Source organism: Faecalibacterium sp. An77, assembly GCF_002161315.1.
Lineage (GTDB): Bacteria > Bacillota > Clostridia > Oscillospirales > Ruminococcaceae > Faecalibacterium.
The window spans coordinates 72,097-92,354 of sequence record NZ_NFHK01000006.1; the positions used below are offsets into that span (position 1 = coordinate 72,097).

Annotated in this window: 21 protein-coding genes, 2 tRNA genes and 1 rRNA gene; 11 read left to right on the plus strand and 13 right to left on the minus strand. The window is 61.2% G+C overall.

Translation table 11 applies throughout. The annotated features are described in order from the left end of the window. Nucleotides 1-909, minus strand: coding sequence for a ribonuclease Z (locus tag B5G28_RS03995; RefSeq protein ID WP_087246426.1), 909 nt, complete (start codon nt 907-909; stop codon nt 1-3). A gap of 33 nt (nt 910-942) precedes the next feature. Beyond that, complete coding sequence (locus B5G28_RS04000; protein WP_087246427.1) at nt 943-1,428, minus strand: YbaK/EbsC family protein; 486 nt, start codon at nt 1,426-1,428, stop codon at nt 943-945. 377 nt (nt 1,429-1,805) lie between these two features. Between B5G28_RS04000 and B5G28_RS04005 the strand changes: the two genes are divergently transcribed. Further along, nucleotides 1,806-3,149 (plus strand): MATE family efflux transporter, encoded by a 1,344-nt coding sequence (locus B5G28_RS04005; protein ID WP_087246428.1) that lies wholly within the window; start codon nt 1,806-1,808, stop codon nt 3,147-3,149. Nucleotides 3,150-3,297: 148 nt separating this feature from the next. After that, entirely contained in the window at nt 3,298-3,861 is a 564-nt protein-coding gene (locus tag B5G28_RS04010) for an ECF transporter S component (protein WP_087246429.1), read from the plus strand. A 45-nt stretch (nt 3,862-3,906) separates the two neighbouring features. Here the strand turns inward: B5G28_RS04010 and B5G28_RS04015 are convergent, their stop codons facing one another. Beyond that, a complete protein-coding gene (locus B5G28_RS04015) occupies nt 3,907-4,812 on the minus strand; it encodes a LysR family transcriptional regulator (RefSeq protein WP_087246430.1) in 906 nt (301 codons plus the stop codon). Nucleotides 4,813-5,004: 192 nt separating this feature from the next. Here B5G28_RS04015 and B5G28_RS04020 point away from each other — a divergent pair, with 192 nt between their 5' ends. Next, nucleotides 5,005-5,265 (plus strand): hypothetical protein, encoded by a 261-nt coding sequence (locus B5G28_RS04020; RefSeq protein ID WP_087246431.1) that lies wholly within the window; start codon nt 5,005-5,007, stop codon nt 5,263-5,265. Then, on the plus strand, nt 5,262-6,254 hold the full coding sequence (locus B5G28_RS04025) for an alpha/beta hydrolase (protein ID WP_087246432.1): 993 nt from the start codon (nt 5,262-5,264) through the stop codon (nt 6,252-6,254). Before B5G28_RS04020 ends, B5G28_RS04025 begins: the two co-directional genes overlap by 4 nt. Nucleotides 6,255-6,297: 43 nt before the next feature. Here the strand turns inward: B5G28_RS04025 and B5G28_RS04030 are convergent, their stop codons facing one another. Beyond that, complete coding sequence (locus B5G28_RS04030) at nt 6,298-7,650, minus strand: MATE family efflux transporter (RefSeq protein ID WP_087246433.1); 1,353 nt, start codon at nt 7,648-7,650, stop codon at nt 6,298-6,300. A 316-nt stretch (nt 7,651-7,966) separates the two neighbouring features. On the opposite strand from B5G28_RS04030, the gene B5G28_RS04035 reads away from it, so the two are divergent. Both B5G28_RS04035 and B5G28_RS04040 read left to right on the plus strand, forming a co-directional pair. Continuing rightward, complete coding sequence (locus B5G28_RS04035; protein ID WP_087246434.1) at nt 7,967-8,584, plus strand: flavodoxin family protein; 618 nt, start codon at nt 7,967-7,969, stop codon at nt 8,582-8,584. 114 nt (nt 8,585-8,698) lie between these two features. Further along, on the plus strand, nt 8,699-9,634 hold the full coding sequence (locus B5G28_RS04040; RefSeq protein WP_087246435.1) for a tRNA-dihydrouridine synthase family protein: 936 nt from the start codon (nt 8,699-8,701) through the stop codon (nt 9,632-9,634). A 55-nt stretch (nt 9,635-9,689) separates the two neighbouring features. Here the strand turns inward: B5G28_RS04040 and B5G28_RS04045 are convergent, their stop codons facing one another. After that, entirely contained in the window at nt 9,690-9,935 is a 246-nt protein-coding gene (locus B5G28_RS04045) for an IreB family regulatory phosphoprotein (protein WP_087246436.1), read from the minus strand. 282 nt (nt 9,936-10,217) lie between these two features. On the opposite strand from B5G28_RS04045, the gene B5G28_RS04050 reads away from it, so the two are divergent. Together B5G28_RS04050 and B5G28_RS04055 are read left to right on the plus strand one after the other, a co-directional pair. Continuing rightward, nucleotides 10,218-10,640, plus strand: coding sequence for a holo-ACP synthase (locus B5G28_RS04050; protein ID WP_087246437.1), 423 nt, complete (start codon nt 10,218-10,220; stop codon nt 10,638-10,640). A gap of 135 nt (nt 10,641-10,775) precedes the next feature. Further along, nucleotides 10,776-11,126 carry a type II toxin-antitoxin system PemK/MazF family toxin gene (locus B5G28_RS04055; RefSeq protein WP_087246438.1) on the plus strand — a complete coding sequence of 117 codons (351 nt, stop codon included), beginning with the start codon at nt 10,776-10,778 and terminating at the stop codon, nt 11,124-11,126. A 121-nt stretch (nt 11,127-11,247) separates the two neighbouring features. Here the strand turns inward: B5G28_RS04055 and B5G28_RS04060 are convergent. The 6 genes from B5G28_RS04060 to bilR all read right to left on the minus strand — a co-directional run bounded on the left by B5G28_RS04060 (nt 11,248) and on the right by bilR (nt 16,571). After that, nucleotides 11,248-11,323 (minus strand) — tRNA-Val (locus B5G28_RS04060). A 75-nt stretch (nt 11,324-11,398) separates the two neighbouring features. Further along, the gene (locus B5G28_RS04065; RefSeq protein WP_087246439.1) at nt 11,399-11,959 is read right to left on the minus strand and encodes a GNAT family N-acetyltransferase; all 561 of its coding nucleotides are present in this window, start codon (nt 11,957-11,959) and stop codon (nt 11,399-11,401) included. Between the two features lie 7 nt (nt 11,960-11,966). Next, nucleotides 11,967-13,346, minus strand: a complete 1,380-nt coding sequence (gene murC / locus B5G28_RS04070; protein WP_087246440.1) for a UDP-N-acetylmuramate--L-alanine ligase — start codon at nt 13,344-13,346, stop codon at nt 11,967-11,969. Nucleotides 13,347-13,576: 230 nt separating this feature from the next. Next, the gene (coaBC, locus tag B5G28_RS04075; protein WP_087246441.1) at nt 13,577-14,773 is read right to left on the minus strand and encodes a bifunctional phosphopantothenoylcysteine decarboxylase/phosphopantothenate--cysteine ligase CoaBC; all 1,197 of its coding nucleotides are present in this window, start codon (nt 14,771-14,773) and stop codon (nt 13,577-13,579) included. A 200-nt stretch (nt 14,774-14,973) separates the two neighbouring features. Continuing rightward, entirely contained in the window at nt 14,974-15,462 is a 489-nt protein-coding gene (gene bilS, locus B5G28_RS04080; protein ID WP_087246442.1) for a flavodoxin family protein BilS, read from the minus strand. Next, nucleotides 15,459-16,571, minus strand: coding sequence for a bilirubin reductase (gene bilR, locus B5G28_RS04085; RefSeq protein WP_087246443.1), 1,113 nt, complete (start codon nt 16,569-16,571; stop codon nt 15,459-15,461). The genes bilS and bilR overlap by 4 nt, the downstream gene beginning before the upstream one ends. A 408-nt stretch (nt 16,572-16,979) precedes the next feature. Here bilR and B5G28_RS04090 point away from each other — a divergent pair, with 408 nt between their 5' ends. Continuing rightward, on the plus strand, nt 16,980-17,711 hold the full coding sequence (locus tag B5G28_RS04090; RefSeq protein ID WP_087246444.1) for a class I SAM-dependent methyltransferase: 732 nt from the start codon (nt 16,980-16,982) through the stop codon (nt 17,709-17,711). A gap of 117 nt (nt 17,712-17,828) precedes the next feature. On the opposite strand, the gene B5G28_RS04095 is transcribed toward B5G28_RS04090, so the two are convergent. Both B5G28_RS04095 and rrf read right to left on the minus strand, forming a co-directional pair. Beyond that, nucleotides 17,829-17,904, minus strand: a tRNA-Lys gene (locus B5G28_RS04095). Nucleotides 17,905-17,908: 4 nt separating this feature from the next. Further along, nucleotides 17,909-18,025: ribosomal RNA gene (gene rrf, locus B5G28_RS04100) — 5S ribosomal RNA — on the minus strand. A 263-nt stretch (nt 18,026-18,288) separates the two neighbouring features. Here rrf and B5G28_RS04105 point away from each other — a divergent pair. After that, a complete protein-coding gene (locus B5G28_RS04105; protein ID WP_087246445.1) occupies nt 18,289-19,779 on the plus strand; it encodes a DUF1846 domain-containing protein in 1,491 nt (496 codons plus the stop codon). A gap of 136 nt (nt 19,780-19,915) precedes the next feature. Beyond that, the coding region (locus tag B5G28_RS04110; protein WP_087246453.1) for a helix-turn-helix domain-containing protein at nt 19,916-20,258 on the plus strand (343 nt) is incomplete at its 3' end.

Sequence of the window (20,258 nt, forward strand, 5' to 3'; positions counted from 1 at the left end):
TCACGCCTCCTCAAAGTGCAGGTTGACGGCCTTGCCGTCAAAGCCGCATTCCGCCGCCGGGCAGATAGCCCGCGCCAGGGGCAGGAATTCCTCCGGCTCCTTGATGCGGGGGGAGTAATGGGCCAGCCACAGCCGCCGGGCCCCGGCCCGGGCCGCCAGGCCCGCGCTCTGGGAAAAGGTGCTGTGACCATACTTGGCGGCCTCGCCGGCCTGTTCTTCCTCGGCGTAGGTGGCGTCGCAGACCAGCAGGTCCGCATCCCGGGCCGCCGCTTCCAGCGCGGGACAGGGCGCGGTATCCCCCGAGAACACCACCCGGATTCCCCGCCGGGCGGGGCCACAAACTTCCTGGGGCTGGACGGTGCGGCCCAGAGCCTCCACCGCCTCCCCTTTCTGCAGCCGCTTCCATTCCTGCATGGGAACCCCCAGGGCCCGGGCCTTTTCGGGGTCAAACCGGCCGGCCCGGGGCAGATAAAAGGCATAGCCCTGGCTGGGCACCCGGTGCCGGGTGGGAATGGCGGACAATTCCGCCCCGCCCTCAAACCAGAGGGGCTGTTCGCCCGCGTCGGCCAGCACCACCGGATAGGGCAGCGGCCCCGCCAGCACCCGCATCACGCTCCAGAAGGATTCCAGGCCCTTGGGCCCCGTCAGAAGCAGGGGCGCGGTGCGGCCCTGGCATCCGATGGTCTGCATCAGGCCCGGCAGACCGAACACATGATCTCCATGGTAATGGGTCAGACAAATGGCCTCCAGTTTGGAAAGGCTCACCCCGGCTTTCACGGCGGCGGCCTGGGTGCCCTCGCCGCAGTCCAGCAGCAGACTGTGGCCGCCCCAGGACAAAAGGGCCGCGGTCAGGGCCCGGTCGGGCAGCGGCATGGTGGCCGCGGTGCCCAGCAAGGTGACTGTAACCATATCCTGCCTCCTCTCTGCTCGAAAATACGCTTGTCAGCCCTGGGCGGGCTGTTCCCAATTTTTACAGACGTCCACCCAGGCCGTATATCCCGAGTGCTTTTCCAGCTCGGGGATGGTCAGCTCAATGGCGGAATTGCTGCTGCCGCAGGCGGGGAACACCGTCTCAAACCGTTTGAGGGAGGCGTCCAGATACACCGTCACCCCCGGGTTCACCGCAAAGGGGCAGACTCCGCCCACCGCGTGGCCGATGAGCCGGGCGGCCTCGTCGGCGGTCAGCATTTTGGCCTTGGTGCCAAACTGCTGTTTGTACTTGTGGTTGTCGATCTTGGCGTCTCCCGCGGCCACAATCAGCACCGGCCCCTCGTTCACCATAAAGGACAGGGTCTTGGCGATCCGGCCCGGCTCACAGCCCACCGCCTGGGCGGCCAGTTCCACCGTGGCGCTGGACACCGGAAACTCCAGCACCCGGTCCTCCATGCCGCAGGTTTTAAAATAGGCTTTGACTTTTTCAATGGACATTTTTCTTCCCCCTCCATCGGTTTGCGCGCCCCGCGGGCGTATCTCTTATACTATAACACACACCGTCCCAAAACGCCATATTGACGCCCCTTTGCAGGGGGGCTTGACTTTTTTATTAGATCCGTTATAATGAGGGCGTTCCCGCCCGGAGAACAAAAACAGAATACCGTCTCATCGGAGGATCGTGTATCGCAATACACCAAAGAGATGCTGTATCTCTGATCGGATAAGATGTCGAGTGCGCTCGGTTGTTGTTACGTTGTTGCAATGGCCGGGCGCCTTTTTTGGTTTATGGAAAACCGCCGCCCCGGACCGGCGCACCGGGGTTTGTCCTCCGCTTTTCTCTCGCCATGACAGAAAGGAGATGTTTCATCTTTATGGAATCCACCGCACTTTTTGCCAAGACACCCCCTGTAAAGCTGTTCTTTATTGCCTCCATTCCCGGGGCCGTCAGCATGCTGGCCTCCTCGCTGTACCAGTTTCTGGACGGCATCTTTGTGGGGAACTTTCTCAACTCCACCGCCTTTGCGGCCCTCAATCTGGCCCTGCCCTTTGTCATCATCAACTTTTCCCTGGCCGACCTGATCGGCGTGGGATCTTCGGTGCCCATTTCCATCGCCCTGGGCCGGGAAAACCGCCGTGAGGCCAACAACATTTTCACCTGTGCCTGCATCCTGATTGTGGCCACCGGCGCCCTGATGGGGGCCATCATGTTCGCGGCGGCGCCCTTCCTCATCGGCATGATGGGCGCCAAGGGCGATTTCGCCGTCCAGGCGGTCCAGTATCTGCGGACCTATGCCCTCTGTTCCCCCTTCACCACCATCCTGTTCGCGGTGGACAACTACCTGCGGATCTCGGGCTACATCCGGGGCAGCATGTACCTGAACATCCTGATGTCGGTCCTCTGCGTCGCCTTCGACGTGCTGTTTCTGGGCGTGTTCGGATGGGGCATCTGGGCGGCGGCCTTCGCCGCCTCGCTGGGCATGTTCCTGTGCGTCCTGCTGGCTTTCATCCCCTTTGTCCGGGGCAAAGCCCTGCTCCACTTCTGCCGGCCCCGGTTTGAGGCCCGGCAGCTGCGCCAAATCTTTGTCTGCGGCTGCCCCAGCTTTTTGAACAACATCGCCGGCCGCATCACCTCCATCCTGATGAACCTGTTCCTGGTGCGGCTGGGCGGCGAGCTGGCCGTCTCGGTCTACGGCGTCCTGATGTATGTGGACGGCTTCATCCAGCCCCTCATGTACGGCATGTGCGATTCTCTCCAGCCGGCGGTGGGCTACAACTGGGGCGCCCGGAAATTCTCCCGGGTGCGGGCCATCGAAAAATGCTGCTTCATCGCGGCGGCGGTCATCTCGCTGGTGTCGGTGGTGGTCATCGGCCTGGCCCCGGCCTGGATTACCCGGCTGTTCATCGCCGGCGCCGCCGGGGATGCCCTGGCCATGTCGGTGGGCGCGCTGCAGCTGTTCAGCCTGACCTATCTGACCCGCTGGCTCTCCTTTGCCACCCAGAGCTATATGCTGGCCATCGAAAAGCCTCTGGCCGCCTCCATTATCTCGGTGTCCACCGCCCTGCTGTTCCCGGTGGCGCTTTTGCTGGTGCTGTGGCCTCTGGGTCTGCAGGGTCTGTGGATCAACTTCCCCGCCACCTCGGCTCTGGCGGCTGTCCTTGCGGCGGTGATCCTCCGCCGCAAGTGGCCGGAGCTCCACCAGCCCGACGCAGCCTGACCCGGGTCATGCCGCGGCCATATGCCCGGTTATTCCCACAAGGCATTTGTGCTTTTCCTTCTCTTGTGCTATAGTAGGATATGGAATCCTCCGTCCGGCTGCTGCGGCATCCGGCGGCACAAAACACAGGTATAAGGAGAACCATCACGTGAACAAACAGCTGAAAACTCTGACTTTGTCCGCCATGTTCCTTGCTCTGGGCCTGGTACTGCCCTTCTTCACCGGGCAGATCCCCCAGATTGGCAGCATGCTGCTGCCCATGCACCTTCCCGTGTTCCTCTGCGGTCTGATCTGCGGCTGGCAGTACGGCGCAGCCGTGGGTTTCATTGTGCCCCTGCTGCGGTCGGTCCTGTTCGGGATGCCGCCCCTGTTCCCCACCGCCACCTCCATGGCCTTTGAGCTGATGACCTACGGCCTGGTGGTGGGCCTGCTGTACAGCCGGTCCCGCTGGCAGTGCATCCGGGCTTTGTACCGCTGCCTGCTGCTGGCCATGCTGGCCGGCCGCGCCGTCTGGGGCGTGGTGCAGGCGGTGCTGCTGGGCCTGACCGGCAGCGCCCTGACCCTGCAGGTCTTTATGGCCAGCGCCTTCCTCAACGCCATCCCCGGCATCATCATCCAGCTGATCCTGATTCCGGCGGTGATGGTGGCCCTCAACCGCACCGGGCTGGTGCCTTTCCGTCAGGCCAAAAAGCCCGCCGGCGAAACCCGCTGATCCCACAAACCAAAAACTGGAGCCTTCCAAAAGGCTCCGGTTTTTTCATATCCGCCGATCCTGCTCAATCTTCTCCCGCAGGCGGGACAGAAACAGTTCCGCCGCCGGTGAAAACACCTGATACTTTTTCCACACAATATCCAGGCCCGACTCCAGCCTTGGCCACAGGGGCCGGAAACACAGTTTGCTGCTCTCCGAGGTGTTGGCCAGGCCGTCCAGGGTGATGGCGTACCCCACCCCTGCCTCCACCAGCAGGGCCGCATTGTACACCAGGTTGTAGTTGACTGCAATGTCCAGCTTGCCGAAGTCCTCCCCAAACCAGTCCGCAAAGGCGTTTTCTCCCGGGTGAGGGGTGATGACCTGGCGGGAGCAGATCAGAGGCAGCTCCATCAGGTCGGCCTTTTCGATGTACTCCTTCTGGGCCAGGGGGCTGTCCCGGCGCATCAGCACCCCCCAGACGTCCTTGGCCGGCAGGCTGAGGGTGTCGTATTTGGCGATGTCCGCCGGCTGGATCAGGATGCCGAAATCCAGCAGGCCCTTGTCCAGCCGGTCGGTCACATCCTGGGCGTTGCCGCTGTGCAGGTGATACCGGATGCCGGGGCACTCCGCCCGCAGCTGCCGGATCAGGTCCGCAATGGGGCACAGGCCCCGGGTCTCGCCGCTGCCGATGTAGATATCTCCGCTGATGGTGTCCTCCAGGGCGATGAACTCGGCCTCGGTCTTGTCCACCATGGCCACAATCTCCTCGGCCCGCTTGCGCAGCAGCACCCCCTCGGGGGTCAGGTCCACCCGGTGGCTTTTGCGGATCAGAAGCTGACGGCCCAGCTCCTGCTCCAGGTCCTGCATCTGCCGGGACAGGGTGGGCTGGGTCAGGTGCAGAAAATTGGCGGCCCGGGTGATGCTGCCCTCCCGGGCTACCGCCAGAAAATAGCGCAGTGTCCGTATCTCCATCCCTATGCGGCAGGGCGCGGCCTTCCGGGCCCCTGCCGTCCTCCTTTCCGCTTTTTGCCTTTTCAGTATACACCCTTTTTGGTATGCCTGCCAAGCATTTCTCCCAATAAAAACGAAGTATTTGCTATTTGACCGGCGCTGTCCTACAATACAACCAGAAACAAACCCCAGCGGGCCAAGGAGGTGTGCCGGATGGAAACCCTTTCAGAAGAGCAGGTGTTCCGCCTGCGGCGGAACCTGTCGGACGCCGGATGCGACGACGACCTCATCGCCCGCTTTCTGGAGCTGGAGCAGGCCCACCGCCGCTGCGAACAATACCGCATGCTGGCCCGCCAAAAAGCAGCTCTGCTCCAGACGCTCCACTGTGTGGAATATAAGATTGACTGTCTCGATCACCTGCTCTACCTGATGCACAAGCAGGACGCAGATCCCAAAGGAGGTTTTTGGCTATGACCCAAGAAGCACTGCACCTGACCCAGGAATGGGACAAGACCTTTGCCCCCAGCAGCCAGGTCACCCACCGCAAAGTGACCTTCCACAACCGGTACGGCATCACCCTGGCGGCTGACCTCTATCAGCCGGCGGACGCCGCCGGGCCCCTGCCCGCCCTTACGGTCTGCGGCCCCTTCGGCGCCGTCAAGGAACAGGCCTCGGGCCTGTACGCCCAGACCATGGCCGAAAAGGGCTTTCTGACCCTGGCCTTTGACCCCTCCTTCACCGGCGAGAGCGGAGGCCAGCCCCGGTACATGGCCTCCCCCAACATCAACACCGAGGACTTCCAGGCCGCGGTGGATTTCCTGTCGGTGCAGGACAACGTGAACCCCGACAAAATCGGCATCATCGGCATCTGCGGCTGGGGCGGTCTGGCCCTGAACACTGCCGCCCTGGACACTCGGGTCCGGGCCACCGTCACCTCCACCATGTACGACATGAGCCGGATCAACGCCAAGGGCTACTTTGACGCCGAGGACAGCGAAGAAGCCCGCCACGCCAAGCGGGTTGCCCTGAACGCCCAGCGCACCGCCGACTACCGCAGCGGCAGCTATGTGCTGGGAGGCGGCGTGGTGGACCCCCTGCCGGAGGACGCCCCCTTCTTTGTGAAGGACTACTACGACTACTACAAGACGCCCCGGGGCTATCATCCCCGGTCCCTCAACTCCAACGGCGGCTGGAACGTCACCGGCTGCATTTCCTTCCTCAACCAGCCCATCCTGACCTACACCAATGAAATCCGCAGCGCCGTGCTGGTGATCCACGGCGAAAAGGCCCACTCCTGCTACATGAGCCGGGACGCCTTTGCGGCCATGATGGAGGGCAATCCCTGCCCCGAAAACAAAGAGCTGCTCATCATCCCCGGGGCGGTCCACACCGATCTCTACGACCGGACCGACGTCATCCCCTTCGACACCATGGCAGCGTTTTTCCACAAGTACCTGGGTTAAAGTTGAAAAGAGCGGACCTTTGCGGGTCCGCTCTTTTTGATTGTCAGTCTTCCGGATCGGATTGGGATTTGGAGAAGACGTTGCGGCGGCAGATCTGCCAGCTGACCACCGAGGCCACCACTTCGGTAACCCAGAAGGCGTGCCAGACGCCCACCGCGCCCCAGATGCGGCTGAGCACAAAGGCCACCGGGATGATGCACAAAGCGTACCGCAGCAGGGAGATCAGCAGCGAGGGACCGCCCATGCCCAGGCCCTCCAGGGCGCCGCAGGAAATAACCGACACCGCCGAAATGATAAAGCCCAGGCTGATGATCCGCAGGGCGGTGCTGCCCACCGCGATGGTCTCGGCGTTGGTGGAGAACAGGCCGATGAGCCAGTCCGGCACCACCCAGCACAGGACAGTGCCCACCGCCATGATCCCCACCGAGAGGGTCAGGCCGGTCATAAAGATTTTGCGGACCCGCTCATGCTCCCGGGCGCCGTAGTTGTAGCCGATGATGGGCCGCATGCCCTGGACAATGCCGCTGGCCGGCAGGTACAGGAAGGTCTGGAGCTTGTAGTAGACGCCCAGCACCAGCACATAGACCTCGGAGTACGCCGTCAGGATGATGTTCAGGCAGGAGATCAGCAGGGAGGGCAGGGCCAGATTCAGAGTGGCCGGCACGCCCACGGCGTACATCTTCCGGGTGATGGCCCAGTCGATCATATCCCGGCCAAAACGGATGCGGACGGGGATACGGCCGGTGAAATAGCAGACCAGATAGATGCCCAGGCTGAACAGCTGGCCCACGCCGGTGGCGATGGCTGCGCCTTCCACGCCCATGGCCGGGAAGGGGCCCCAGCCAAAGATCAGCACCGGGTCCAGCAGGATATTGGTGACGCAGCCCGACAGCATGCAGACCATGGTCATCATCATCTTGCCGGTGGCCTGGCAGATTTTTTCCAGCGACATGGCCGCGGCGACCACGGCGGAGAAGGCAAAGGCGATCCGGGAATAGCGCACGCCCAGGTCAATCACCACCCCGTCGGTGGTGAACATCCCCAGAAAGGCCGGCATGACGGGGATGCAGATGGCCGTCAGCACCAGGCCGTGGAGGACGTTCCATACAATGCTCTGGGAGGCGGCCGCCGTGGCTTTGCGGCTTTCCTGGGCCCCCAGATGATAGGAGATGACGGCGTTGGCGCCCACCGAAAAGCCGATGGTCACCGCATTGATCAGGTTCTGCAGCGGGAACACCAGAGACAGGGCCGTCATGGCGCTCTCGCTGATCTGGGCCACATAGTAGCTGTCCACGATGTTGTACAGCGACGACACCAGCATCGACAGCACCATCGGCAGAGACATGGACAGCACCAGCGGCAGAACCGGTTTTGTTTTCATAAAGCTTTGCTGCATGTAATTAAGGCTCCTTGCGTTGTGTAGTGAATTTCATGCCCTTTTGGCAACCAAAGGGCCCCATTAAAAAAAGCTATATTCTCCCCTGTTTGTCTCAGAAACAGGAAAAAATATAGCTTTCGCAGTGCATATTGTAATACAGACCCGCCCGGTTGTCAAGCGCCAAATTCTGAAAAAATCGCGGCGGCGGGCCGCTTTCCTTCCGGGCCGGGCCGTGTTATAATAAAACAGCCAGCCAATCCCGGCTCCCGGACTGGCTTTTGGCCCGCCGGGCCGCATAGACTGGTACAAAGCAAACCAAGCGAGGTGTACATCCATGAAAGTTCTTATGATCAACGGCAGCCCCCGGGTGGGCGGCAATACGTCCATCGCCCTCAAGGAGATGGAGGCTGTCTTCGCCCAGGAGGGCATCGAGACCGAAACCATCCAGATTGGCAACCAGGCCATCCGCGGTTGCATCGCCTGCAACACCTGTGCCCAGAAGGGCCAGTGTGTCTTTGACGACGCCGTCAACGCCGTGGCCCCCAAGTTCGAGGCCTGCGACGGCCTGGTCATCGCGTCCCCGGTGTATTACGCCTCGGCCAACGGCACCCTGATCTCCTTCCTGGACCGGCTGTTCTACAGCACCCACTTCAGCAAGGCCATGAAGGTGGGCGCCAGCGTGGTGGTGGCCCGCCGCGGCGGCCTGTCTGCCACCTTTGACGAGCTGAACAAATACTTCACCATCGCCGGCATGCCGGTGGCCTCCAGCCAGTACTGGAACAGCGTCCACGGCCGCGCCCCCGGCGAGGCCGCCCAGGATGCCGAGGGCCTGCAGACCATGCGGGTTCTGGCCCGGAACATGTCCTTCCTGATCAAGAGCATCGCCCTGGGCAAAGAGACCTACGGCCTGCCCGAGACCGAGGCCCCGCAGCGCACCAGTTTCATCCGGTAATTTTCCCCGTCCGCGCCCGCCTTCCCCGCCGGAAGGCGGGCCTTTTTGCGCCTTGACAAAGGGGCTTTCTCTATGCTATCGTGTCATCGAACCATATCACAAGGAGACAATGTCATGCGCTACAATGCAGCCCCCATGGAGGGCCTCACCGACCGGGTCTGGCGCCAGACCCATCAGCACATCTTCGGCGGGGCGGACCGGTATTACGCCCCCTTTATCTCCCCGCCCGAAAACCGCATCCCGGTGAAAAAGAAGATGGACGAGCTTCTGCCCGAGGCCAACCCCGGCGTGCCGGTGATCCCCCAACTTCTGGGCAAGGACGGCAGCTGCGCCGCCTGGATGATCGGCGTTCTGCGCCAGATGGGCTACACCGAGGTCAACCTAAATTTCGGCTGTCCCTCCGGCACCGTCACCGCCAAGGGAAAGGGCGCCGGCATGCTGCGGGACCTGGAGGCTCTGGACCGGTTCCTGGACACGGTCTTTGAGGAGGCGGGCGGGCCCATCTCGGTCAAAACCCGGATCGGAGTGGACAAGCCGGAGGAATTCCAGGCCATTCTGGAGGTCTACAACCGCTATCCCCTGGCCGAGCTCATCATCCATCCCCGGGTGATGCGCCAGCTGTACCGGGGCCAGGCGGACCGGGACACCTTTGCCGCCGCCCTGCCCGCCTGCCATTTTCCCGTCTGCTACAACGGGGACATCACCACGCCCCAGGACTTCGCCGCCCTGGAGGCCGCCTGGCCCGGTCTTTCGGGCTTGATGGCGGGCCGGGGCCTCATTGCCGACCCGGCCCTGTTCCGCCGGGCCCGGGGCGGGGCCCCCGCCTCCAAAGAGGAGCTGCGGGCCTATCTGGATGGGCTGTACACCGGCTACACCGCCGCCTTTGGCAGCGCTCCCGCCGCCATCAGCCGGATGAAAGCCTTCTGGCACGAGTGCATCGGCCTGTTTGAGGGGACCGAAAAGCTGGAAAAGCAGCTGAAAAAGCTGCGGGAGCCCTGGGAATATGAGGTGACGGTGAACCAGATTTTCACCCTGCCCCTGCGCCGGTAACGAAAAACCCGCCGCCCCTCACGGGGGCAGCGGGCCGGATCAGATGTGGATGGAATCAGACATCCAGATAGTTGCGCAGCAGCGCCTGCAGCAGGTCATCGCGGTCAACCTTGCGAATCAGGGAGCGCGCGCCGTTGTGGGTCGTGATGTAGGTGGGGTCTTCCGACAGGATGTAGCCCACCAGCTGATTGACCGGGTTATAGCCCTTCTCTTTCAGCGCAGCATACACTTGCTGCAATATCTCACGGATCTGCTCGTCCTTTTCATCGTGGATCGAAAAAATAGCAGTAGGTTCACTCATAACAATCCACTCCCTTCTGCTTTGTGGATACAAAGCGGTCTGCGGCCACGGGCTGCCGCACAAATGCTTCTTTTATTCTACACGAATCAGGCCCAAACTTCAAGTATGGATACAAATATTTACAAAACAGCTACATCTAAAGTAGTATTTGAGCCTCTGTTTTGAGCACGGTGCGAGGGCTTTTTCCCTGCATCGCGGGCCCCAAGTGGGGCATCGTCCCATTTTCAGGTCATTTTCCCGCCCAGAGCGGGTCCGGCCGGCGGCCGGGAAAGGAGGAGCTGTATGATCTTCGGCATCGGGTGCGATCTGTGCGCTGTGGCCCGGATGGAAAAAAGCCTCACCGGCCCCCACGGGGCCGCCTTTGCGCGGCGGGTGCTGGGCCCCGAGGAGCGGGCCGCCCTGGGCCTTTCGGAGGAGGGAGAGGGCACCCTCTCGGCCCACCGCATCGCCAGCGCAGCGGCCGACTTCGCCGCCAAGGAGGCCTTCCTCAAGGCGGCGGGCACCGGTCTGGCGGGGCCCTTCTCCCTGGCCGAGATCCAGGCTGTGCGGCTCCCCTCCGGGGCGCCGGCCTACCGGTTTTCGGGCCGGACCGCCGAGTGGGTGGCTCAGCACCAGCTCACCGCCCATCTCACCCTCAGCCACGACGGCGGCATGGCCATGGCGGTCTGCCTGCTGGAAGAAAACGGAACTCCCTGCATAAGATAAACCAGCGGCGGCCTGCATAGGCCCGGGGCCTTTGGGGCATACTTCTGGTGTCACCCAAAGGGCTGCGGGCCGCTGGCACGCCAACACATAGAGCGGCCAGATACCGCGCCCCCCAATCTGTAAGGAGGGAGTTCCATGGAGGTACACAGAGGAGAAGTTTTTTACGCCGACCTGTCGCCTGTGGTCGGCTCGGAGCAGGGCGGCGTCCGCCCGGTGCTGATCGTCCAGAACGAAATCGGCAACCGGCACAGCCCCACCGTGATCGCGGCGGCCATTACATCCCGGCTGGATAAGACCCGCCTGCCCACCCACATCAACATCCGGGCGGCCGACACCGGCCTGGCCAAGGACAGCGTGGTGCTGCTGGAGCAGATCCGCACATTGGATAAGCACCGGCTGCGCCAGCGCGCCGGCCAGATCACCCCCGAGGACCAGAAACGGGTCAACCAGGCCCTGGACGTCAGCCTGGGGCTGAACGGCTATTGAGCTTCATGGCGGCCTGACCCGCCACACTGAAAATCCCCGCCTGGCATTGCGCCACGGCGGGGATTTTTTGGGTGATACACCACAAGGAAATGAAAAACCCCGGAACGTATGTTCCGGGGTCTGGTGGACGGTACAGGACTCGAACCTGTGACCTCCTGCACGTCAAGCAGATGCTCTACCAGCTGAGCTAACCGTCCAAAGTGTCTTGCGACTCAAGTATAATACCACACTTTGGCGGAAAATGCAAGAGGTTTTTTCAATTTTTCTTCAAATCAGACGCCGGCGCGGTCCGGGTTCCAGAGAATGCTCTCCTCCGAGGTCTCCACGGTGCCATAGTGGGTCTCATAGGGCAGGGTCTTGTTGTAGCGGAAACCGCACTTTTCGATGACCCGCGCCGAGCGGGTGTTGCGGTCAAAGTGGCCCGCAATCAGGAAATCCAGCTTTTCCACCTCAAACAGGTACCGGATCACCGCCTTGACCGCCTCGGGCATCAGTCCCTGGCCCCAGCAGTCTTTGGCCAGCACATAGCCGATCTCCCGGCCCCGGGGGCCGGCCAGCTCGGGATAATTTTCCTCGTCGTAGCACTCAATGCCCAGGGAACCCACCACCCTGCCCTGATATTCCAGGGCAAAGGTCTTGTGCTGGCTGATGAACAGGTCCAGAATTTTTTGGGTCTCCTCCCGGCTCTGGTGGGGCAGCCATCCGGCCATCTGGCCCACCCCATCCACCCGGGCATAGGCGTAAAAATCCTCCAGGTCCTCCGGACGCCAGGGGCGCAGGGTCAGCCGCGGGGTATGGAGCACCACATCCCGGATATCAATGGGCGCGTTCATGGACTTTTCAGCCCTCCTGCACCATCATCCGGGCAGCCTTGTAGATATCGCCGCAGCCCAGGGTGATGACCAGGTCGCCCTCCCGGGCGTTTTCCTTGACCCACTGGGCGGCCGCATCCAGGCTGTCTACCACCACGGCCCCGGGGATCTTGGCGGCCAGCTTGGCGCTGTTGATGGAGGGGTCGTTGGGCTCACGGCTGCCCAGAATCGGGGTCAGAACGGTGACGTCGGCCAGCTTCAGCACGTCTACAAAATCATTCAGCAGCATTTTGGTGCGGCTGTATGTAAACGGCTGATGAACGGCGATCAGGCGCTTGTAGCCCAGTTCCTTGGCGGTGGTGAGGGTAGCCCGCATTTCGGTGGGGTGATGGGCATAGTCGTCCACCACCACGGCGCCGTTGCACTCGCCGTACACCTCAAAGCGGCGGCATGCGCCCTTGAAGGAGGCCAGGGCATCGGCGCACTGCTCCACGGTCAGGCCCATGGACAGGCAGACGGCGCACATGGCCAGAGCGTTGTAGATGTTGTGGTAGCCGGGCACCGCCAGCTTGATGTGGCCGGTGGCATGGTCCCAGGACTTCAGGTCGAACTCATAGAAGCCCGGGCGGTACTCGGTGATGTTGATGGCCTGATAGTCGCCGCTGTTCTTGATGCCGAAGGTGCGGACACGGCGCTGGATGGTGTACATGACATCCATGGTGTTCTTGTCGTCGGCGTTGGCGAAAATCATAAACTGGGTCATGAGGGAGAAGCGCTTGAAGGCAAACTTCAGCTCGCCCATGCTGCCGTAATAGTCCAGATGGTCGTTGTCAATGTTCAGCACCACCGACAGGTAGGGGGTCAGCTTGAGGAAGGTCTCGGCGTACTCGCAGGCCTCCACCACAATGTCGTCGCCTTTGCCGGCCTTGCCGTAGCCGCCGATCAGGGGCAGCTTGCCGCCGATGACGGCGCTGGGGTCCCGGCCTGCCAGTTCCAGGGCGGTGGTGATCATGGCGGTGGTGGTGGTCTTGCCGTGGGTGCCCGAGACACAGATGCTGTTCTTGTACAGGCGGCTCACATAGCCCAGCAGGACGCTGCGCTCCACCGTGGGGATGCCGTAGCTCTCGGCGGCGGCCAGCTCCACATTGTCCTTGGGGATGGCGGCCGAATACACCACCAGATCGGCGCCGACGATGTTGTCGGCGTCGTGGTGCAGGGTCACCTTGATGCCCATTTCCCGCTCGGAGCGGATGATGCTGCCGTCCAGCACGTCGCTGCCCGAAATTTCATACCCCTTAGCTGCCAGAATCTGGATCAGCGGATACATGCCGCTGCCGCCGCAGCCGATGAAATGAATCTTTTTGACATGATCCAGCAGGCGCTGGTCATAATTGCTGAACATGTTCATAAAACGCGTTACCTCCCTATATCCGCGGCCCGTCCGGCCGGAAGAAGTCCTGGACCGGGCCCGATGGCTCCCGCAGGACACAATGGTGCATTGTTACTGATTATTATAGTATTTTTAGCGGACGAAATAAACAGTTCCCCTTCATTTTTGAGAAAAAGCCGGAAATCACTTCTCTTTTTTGTAGGATACTACAAGAGCAGACCGCCGGCCCGATCGGCTGCAGGGGCTGTTCAGCGGCCCTTCCGGGCCATAATTTCGTCCAGAATGGCCCCGGCCACCGCGTCCTTGCTCATCAGGGGCAGCTGCCGCACGCCGCCGTCCGGTGTCAGGAAAGTGACCAGGTTGGTGTCCACCCCAAAGCCCGCTCCCGGGTCCTTGAGGTTGTTGGCCACGATCATGTCCAGATTTTTCCGCTGGAGCTTTTCGGCCGAGTGAGCCACCATGTCCCGGGTTTCCATCGAGAAGCCGCAGAGGAACTGATGGGTTTTGCGGGGGCCGATGGTGCCCAGAATGTCGGCGGTGCGCACCAGAGGGATGCTCATATCCCCGTCCGACTTTTTGACCTTGTCGGCGGCCACGGTGGCGGGCCGGTAATCGGCCACCGCCGCCGCCATCACCAGAATATCGGTCTGTTCAAAGCGGCTGGTGACGGCCTCGTACATATCCTGCGCCGAGGTGATGGCCACATCTTCCGTGAAGCGCACCGGCTCCAGGGAGGTGGGGCCATGGATCAGGGTGACGCTGGCGCCCCGCATGGCGGCAGCCCGGGCCACCGCATAGCCCATTTTGCCGGTGGAGTGGTTGGTCAGGAAACGGACCGGATCAATGGCCTCCTGGGTGGGGCCGGCGGTGACGGTCACCCGCAGGCCTGCCAGGTCCTTGGGGGTGAGGGCCTGCTCCACATAGTCCAGCAGGACGGCGTCGGCGGGCAGACGGCCCTTGCCCACGTCATGGCAGGCCAGGACCCCGCTCTCGGACGGAATGATGGTGAATCCGTACCGCTCCAGGGTGCGGATGTTGTCCTGGGTGATGGGATTTTCCAGCATGCCGGTGTTCATGGCCGGAGAGACCAGTTTGGGGCAGCCGGCCGCCAGGACGGTGGTGGTCAGCATATCGTCGGCGATGCCGTGGGCCATCTTGGCGATGACGTTGGCGGTGGCGGGGGCCACCAGAATCACGTCCGCCTTTTTGGCCAGCGAAATATGAGTGACGTCAAATTGAAAGTCGCGGTCAAAGGTATCCACGATACACTTGTGGCCGGTCAGAGTCTCAAAGGTCAGGGGTGTAATGAACTGGGTGGCGTTGCGGGTCATGATGACCTCCACATCGGCCCCCCGCTTTTTCAGCGCGCTGGCCACATTGGCCATCTTATAGGCGGCGATGCCGCCGGTGATCCCCAACAGGACACACTTGCCTTGCAGATCCATAAGGAATGCCCTCCCTGTTTCAGTGATTGCTGTGCTATAGACAGTATAAACCAATCCGGCCAGGATGACAAGCGCAGGCTGCCCGTCCTGCTCCCAAACGCAAAAAAGCGCCCCCGCGGCCTGTCAAATCGCGGGAGCACTTTTCGGGGGGTAAACGGACGGCCCTTGATGGCGCGCAGGCCGTCCCGGGAATCGCCTGGTTAGATGGTTTCTGCCGCAGCGGCCTTGAGCCGGGCCAGGTCTGCGGCGTCGGGATGGCTGGCAGTCTGGTCAAAGTTGGCCAGCATCATGGCCCGCCGGGGGCTGTCCTCCATCTGCAGGTAGCGGTCGCGGACCGCCTGGGGCATTTTGCCCTGACACATATAGGTGCCCAGGACCTGGACGCCGGGGGCAAGGTTTTCCTTCACCCGGGCCAGAATCTGGTCGAAATAGGCCGGAGAACCGCCAAAGCCGGCGGTGCCGAACAGGAACACCTTCTGACCGGTCAGCCCCTGCAGGAACTCCTTCAGCGGCTGGTCACAGGTGCCCTTGTCGGTCCAGAACCCCGCATACACCACGTCGGCGGCCAGGGCCTCCGGGGCGGGCACACCAAAGTAAACACATTCTTCCGGGGGCAGAGCGTCCCGGATGGCCTGGGCCAGCAAGGCGGTATTTCCGGTCCGGCTGCTGTAAACGATTGCGTAGCTCATTTGGTTTCCTTCCTTTCATAGATGCAGTGGACGCCGCGGTGGGCCATCATCCCGCCCAGGCACTCTTTATTGCAGCGGACGCAGCGGTGAATGTCACCGGCGCGGCCCTCCTGTACCTTTCTGGGCCATTCGGGGTCGGCGATCAGCTGGCGGCTCATGGCCGCACAGTCGATCCGGCCGGACTGCAGCTGTTCTTCCACAAAGTCGGGGTCACCCAGGCCGCCTACCCCGCAGATGGGCAGCTGGCTCAGGGCCCGCACCTGGTCGCAGAACTTCAAGAAGCAGCCCTCATCCCCAAAGACCGGGTGATTCCGGGGCGGGATGGTGTCGCTCAGTTCCCCGTGGTTGGCCAGGGTCACATGGAAGCTGGTGACTCCCGCCTGTTCCAGCAGGGACACAAAGACGGGAAGCTCTTCCTCCAGCACGCCGGCGTTGCCGTAGTGGGGGTTCTCCTGCCGCACCGCCAGCTTGTAGTCGATGGGCAGCTGGGGCAGACGGCGGCGGATGGCGGACACCGCCTCCACCGCAAAGCGGGCCCGGTTTTCGGGGCTGCCGCCGTAGGCGTCGGTGCGGTGGTTGAACACCGAGGAGCTGAAGCTGCCGCACATCCGGTCCCCGTGGACCTGGACCATATCAAAGCCGGCCTCCACCGCCTTTTCGGCGGCGGTGCCGAAGGCCTCGGTGATCCTGTGAATCTTCTCCACCGGCAGGCCGGTGATGTAGGGCCCCACCTGCTGGTTCAGAAGGGGGCGCAGCTCCTCCATCGAGATTTTCTTGGTCAGCACGCCGGGGATGTACTTGAGCATCCCTTTCAGGTTGGAGTCGGACTGATGCAGCTGGGCGCAGATCCGGCAGCCTTCGCTGTGGACGGCGTCCACCATGGCCTTGTAATAGGCAAAGCCCTTTTTGGAATACAGGGACGGCCCGAATTTGCCGGGCAGCACCGGCACATCCCCAATGATAATCATGGCGCAGCCGCCGGCGGCCAGGCGGCGCAGATAGGCCACCTGTTCCTCCATGGGCAGGCCCATGCTGGTGGGGGCAAAAATAATCCGGTTCTTTAAAACAAGCCCGCCGTAATTCAGAGGGCTGGTGATGGTTTCATACATAGCAGGATCTTCTTTCTGAAGTGGATTGCAAGGGTCTTTTCTCTTGACCTGGTCAAGTATAGCAGCACAGCTTGACAAAGTCAAGTATTCAATCGTGAAAATTTTGAGGCAGCCTTCTCTCCCCCGCGGTCTATGGAAATTTGCCTTGGGTTGTGGTATTCTGGGGCAGTGCAGGGATATTTCCTGCCGCCAGGCTCCCGGGCCGCTTGATGTGCGCCCGGTTCCCCGCTGCTTTTTTGAGGGTCAGCCTGCCCGCGGGCCGGGCGTTCCCCTCTTATATTTATAACGAACGCGCCATCCGGAAAGGGGGCATCGCCATGCGCGGCGGCATCATCTCCCAAAAAATTGCATAAACCCATGTAAATCATCACAGAAACACTTGCGATATTTACATGGGAGGACCCGAACATGAAAGAAAACAAATACGACAACGACGTCTTTTTCCAGAAATACAGCCAGATGCTGCGGTCCCAGAAAGGCCTGCAGGGGGCCGGCGAATGGTCCGAGCTCCAGAAGATGCTTCCGGCTTTTGCGGGGCAGCGGGTTCTGGACCTGGGGTGCGGTTACGGCTGGCATTGCAAATACGCCGCTGACCATCAGGCCGCCTCGGTGCTGGGGACAGACATTTCCGAGAAAATGCTTCAAAAGGCCCGGGAAATCAACTCCGCCCCGCAGATCCAGTACCAGCGCATCGCCATGGAGGATCTGGACTTTCCCGACGGGAGCTTCGACGTAGTTTTGAGCTCCCTGACCTTCCACTATGTACAGGATTTTGGGGCCCTGGCGGCCCGGATTGCCCGATGGGTCCGGCCCGGCGGCCATTTTGTCTTTTCGGTGGAACACCCGGTGTTCACCGCCTACGGCACCCAGGACTGGTACTACGACCAAAACGGAAAGATCCTTCATTTTCCGGTGGACAACTATTACTATGAAGGCCGCCGGGAGGCGGTTTTCCTGGGGGAAAAGGTCATCAAGTACCACCGGACCCTGACCACCTACCTGAACACCCTGTTGATCAACGGCTTTGAGCTGCAGCATGTTGTGGAGCCCCAGCCCCCCGCGGAAATGCTGCATCTGGAGGGCATGAAAGACGAAATGCGGCGGCCCATGATGCTGCTGGTGGCCGCCGTCCGGAAATAAGCCCCGTTTTTCCATCCGCCTGAATCCAAAGGCAGTCAAAAAGCAGTCCGATTCGGCGCAAAGGCAAAAAAGAAAGCACACAGCCCGGACGCTTCGTCCTTGCTGTGTGCTTTTTGGTGGTGCACCTCCAGGGACTCGAACCCTGGGCCCACTGATTAAGAGTCAGTTGCTCTACCAACTGAGCTAGAGGTGCATAATGCCGGCATCTACCTATTTTCACAGGCCGTTTCCAGCCAACTATCTTCGGCACAAGTGAGCTTAACTTCTGTGTTCGGAATGGGAACAGGTGGGACCTCACCGTCATCGACACCGGCTATGTTTACTAGATTGTTATAGCACATTTATTTGGATTTGTCCAGACCCCTTTGGACAAAAATTCCCACTTTTTTAAACAAAAAATCCCAAAAGAGCCTTTCAGGATTCTCTGCCGTCCGGGCGCAGGATCGGCCCTTGAATCAAAAAGTGGAATTGCACCGCGGTTTTGAGTGTGGTATACTGAATTCAGTGTGCATTTTAACCGCGGGCAAGTCCGGCCGGGCCTGCCCGCATGGAATTTTTAGAGGAAAGTGGGACGCAGATGAACATAGGATTTGACAACAACAAGTACCTTGCCATGCAGTCGGCGCATATCCGGGACCGGATCGCCCAGTTCGACAACAAGCTGTATATGGAATTCGGCGGCAAATTGTTCGACGATTACCATGCTTCCCGCGTGCTGCCCGGTTTCCAGCCCGACTCCAAGCTCCAGATGCTGCTGCAGCTGAAGGATCAGGCCGAGATCATCGTGGTCATCAGCGCAGAGGACATCATCAACAACAAGATCCGCGGCGACTACGGCATCACCTACGACATGGACGTGCTGCGCCTGATCGACGCCTTCCAGGGCGTGGGGCTGTTTGTGGGCAGCGTCTGCGTGACCATGTACACCCCCGAGCCGGAGGTGGAAGCCTTTGAGAAAAAGCTCAACAGCCTGGGCATCCGCACCTTCCGCCACTACAAGATCGCAGGTTATCCCGGCGATGTGGCGCGGATCGTCAGCGACGAGGGCTACGGCAAAAACGACTACATCGAGACCGAGCGGCCCCTGGTGGTGGTCACCGCCCCCGGCCCCGGCAGCGGAAAAATGGCGGTCTGCCTGTCCCAGCTGTACCATGAATACAAGCGCGGCGTAAAGGCCGGCTACGCCAAGTTTGAGACCTTCCCCATCTGGAACCTGCCCCTGAAGCACCCGGTGAACCTGGCCTATGAGGCCGCCACCGCCGACCTGAACGACGTCAACATGATCGACCCCTTCCACCTGGAAGCCTACGGGGAGACGGCGGTCAACTACAACCGCGACATCGAGATCTTCCCGGTGCTGAACGCCATGTTCGACCTGATCGCCGGCAAGAGCCCCTACCGCTCCCCCACCGACATGGGCGTCAACATGGCCGGCAACTGCATCATTGACGACGAAGTCTGCCGCGAGGCCTCTCTGAAGGAGATTCTGCGCCGCTACATGAAGTGCCTGTGCGACCAGAAAGTGGGCGGCACCGCCAAGGACGACCGCTTCAAGCTGGAGCTGCTGGTCAACCAGGCAGGTCTGACGGTGGGCAGCCGGGCCGTGGAAAAGATGGCCCACGCCCGCTCCGAAAAGACCGGCGGCCTGCCCGCCGCCGCCATCGAACTGCCGGACGGCTCCATCGTCACCGGCAAGACCGGTCCCCTGCTGGGCGCCGCTTCCTCGGCCCTGCTCAACGCCCTGAAAAAGCTGGCGGGCATCGATCAGGAAATCGAGCTGGTGTCGGCCCGGGCCATTGAGCCGATCCAGAAGCTGAAGACCACCTATTTCGGCAGCAAGAATCCCCGCCTCCACACCGACGAGATTCTGATCGCCCTGTCCAGCTCCATCCTGGAGAACAAATACGCCGAGGCCGCTCTGAACCAGCTGCCCAACCTCAAGGGCTGCGACATGCACTCGACGGTCATCCTCTCCCGCGTGGACAGCGAGACCCTCAACCGTCTGGGCATGTATGTCACCTGCGACCCCATCTACGAGGAAGAGGACCGCAAGTACCACAAGATCTGATCTCAGTAAAAGTTTTGCCGGCTTTTCCGCCGGGCTTCCTATAAAATGAAAACCGCCGAGCACAAAGGGCGCCTGTGAACTGCACCCCATTTGTTAGACAGTATGGTATACTGGATAACAAGTGGGGTGTTTTATTATGCCAAAAGGAATACCGAACAAGCGCTACACGCCGGAATTTAAGCAACTGGTAGTAGAGACAATGCGAAAGGAACACATAAGTGTTCGCGAAGCGATGCGAAGGTTTGAGATCAACAACCATGGCATCATTGAACGGTGGGAGCGAATCTATCTTGAAGAAGGGCCGGAAGGATTGGCGATCGAACGGCGAGGGCGAAAAAATAGCAGCCGGTCTGCCGAGTTGTCTAAGACGGTTGAAGAAGACCTGATCGCCGAGAACCAGCGGCTGCGCGCGGAGAACGAATACCTAAAAAATTTGCAAGCCTTGGTTTTGGAAGAAGAGCGACGCCGGCACAGAAAAC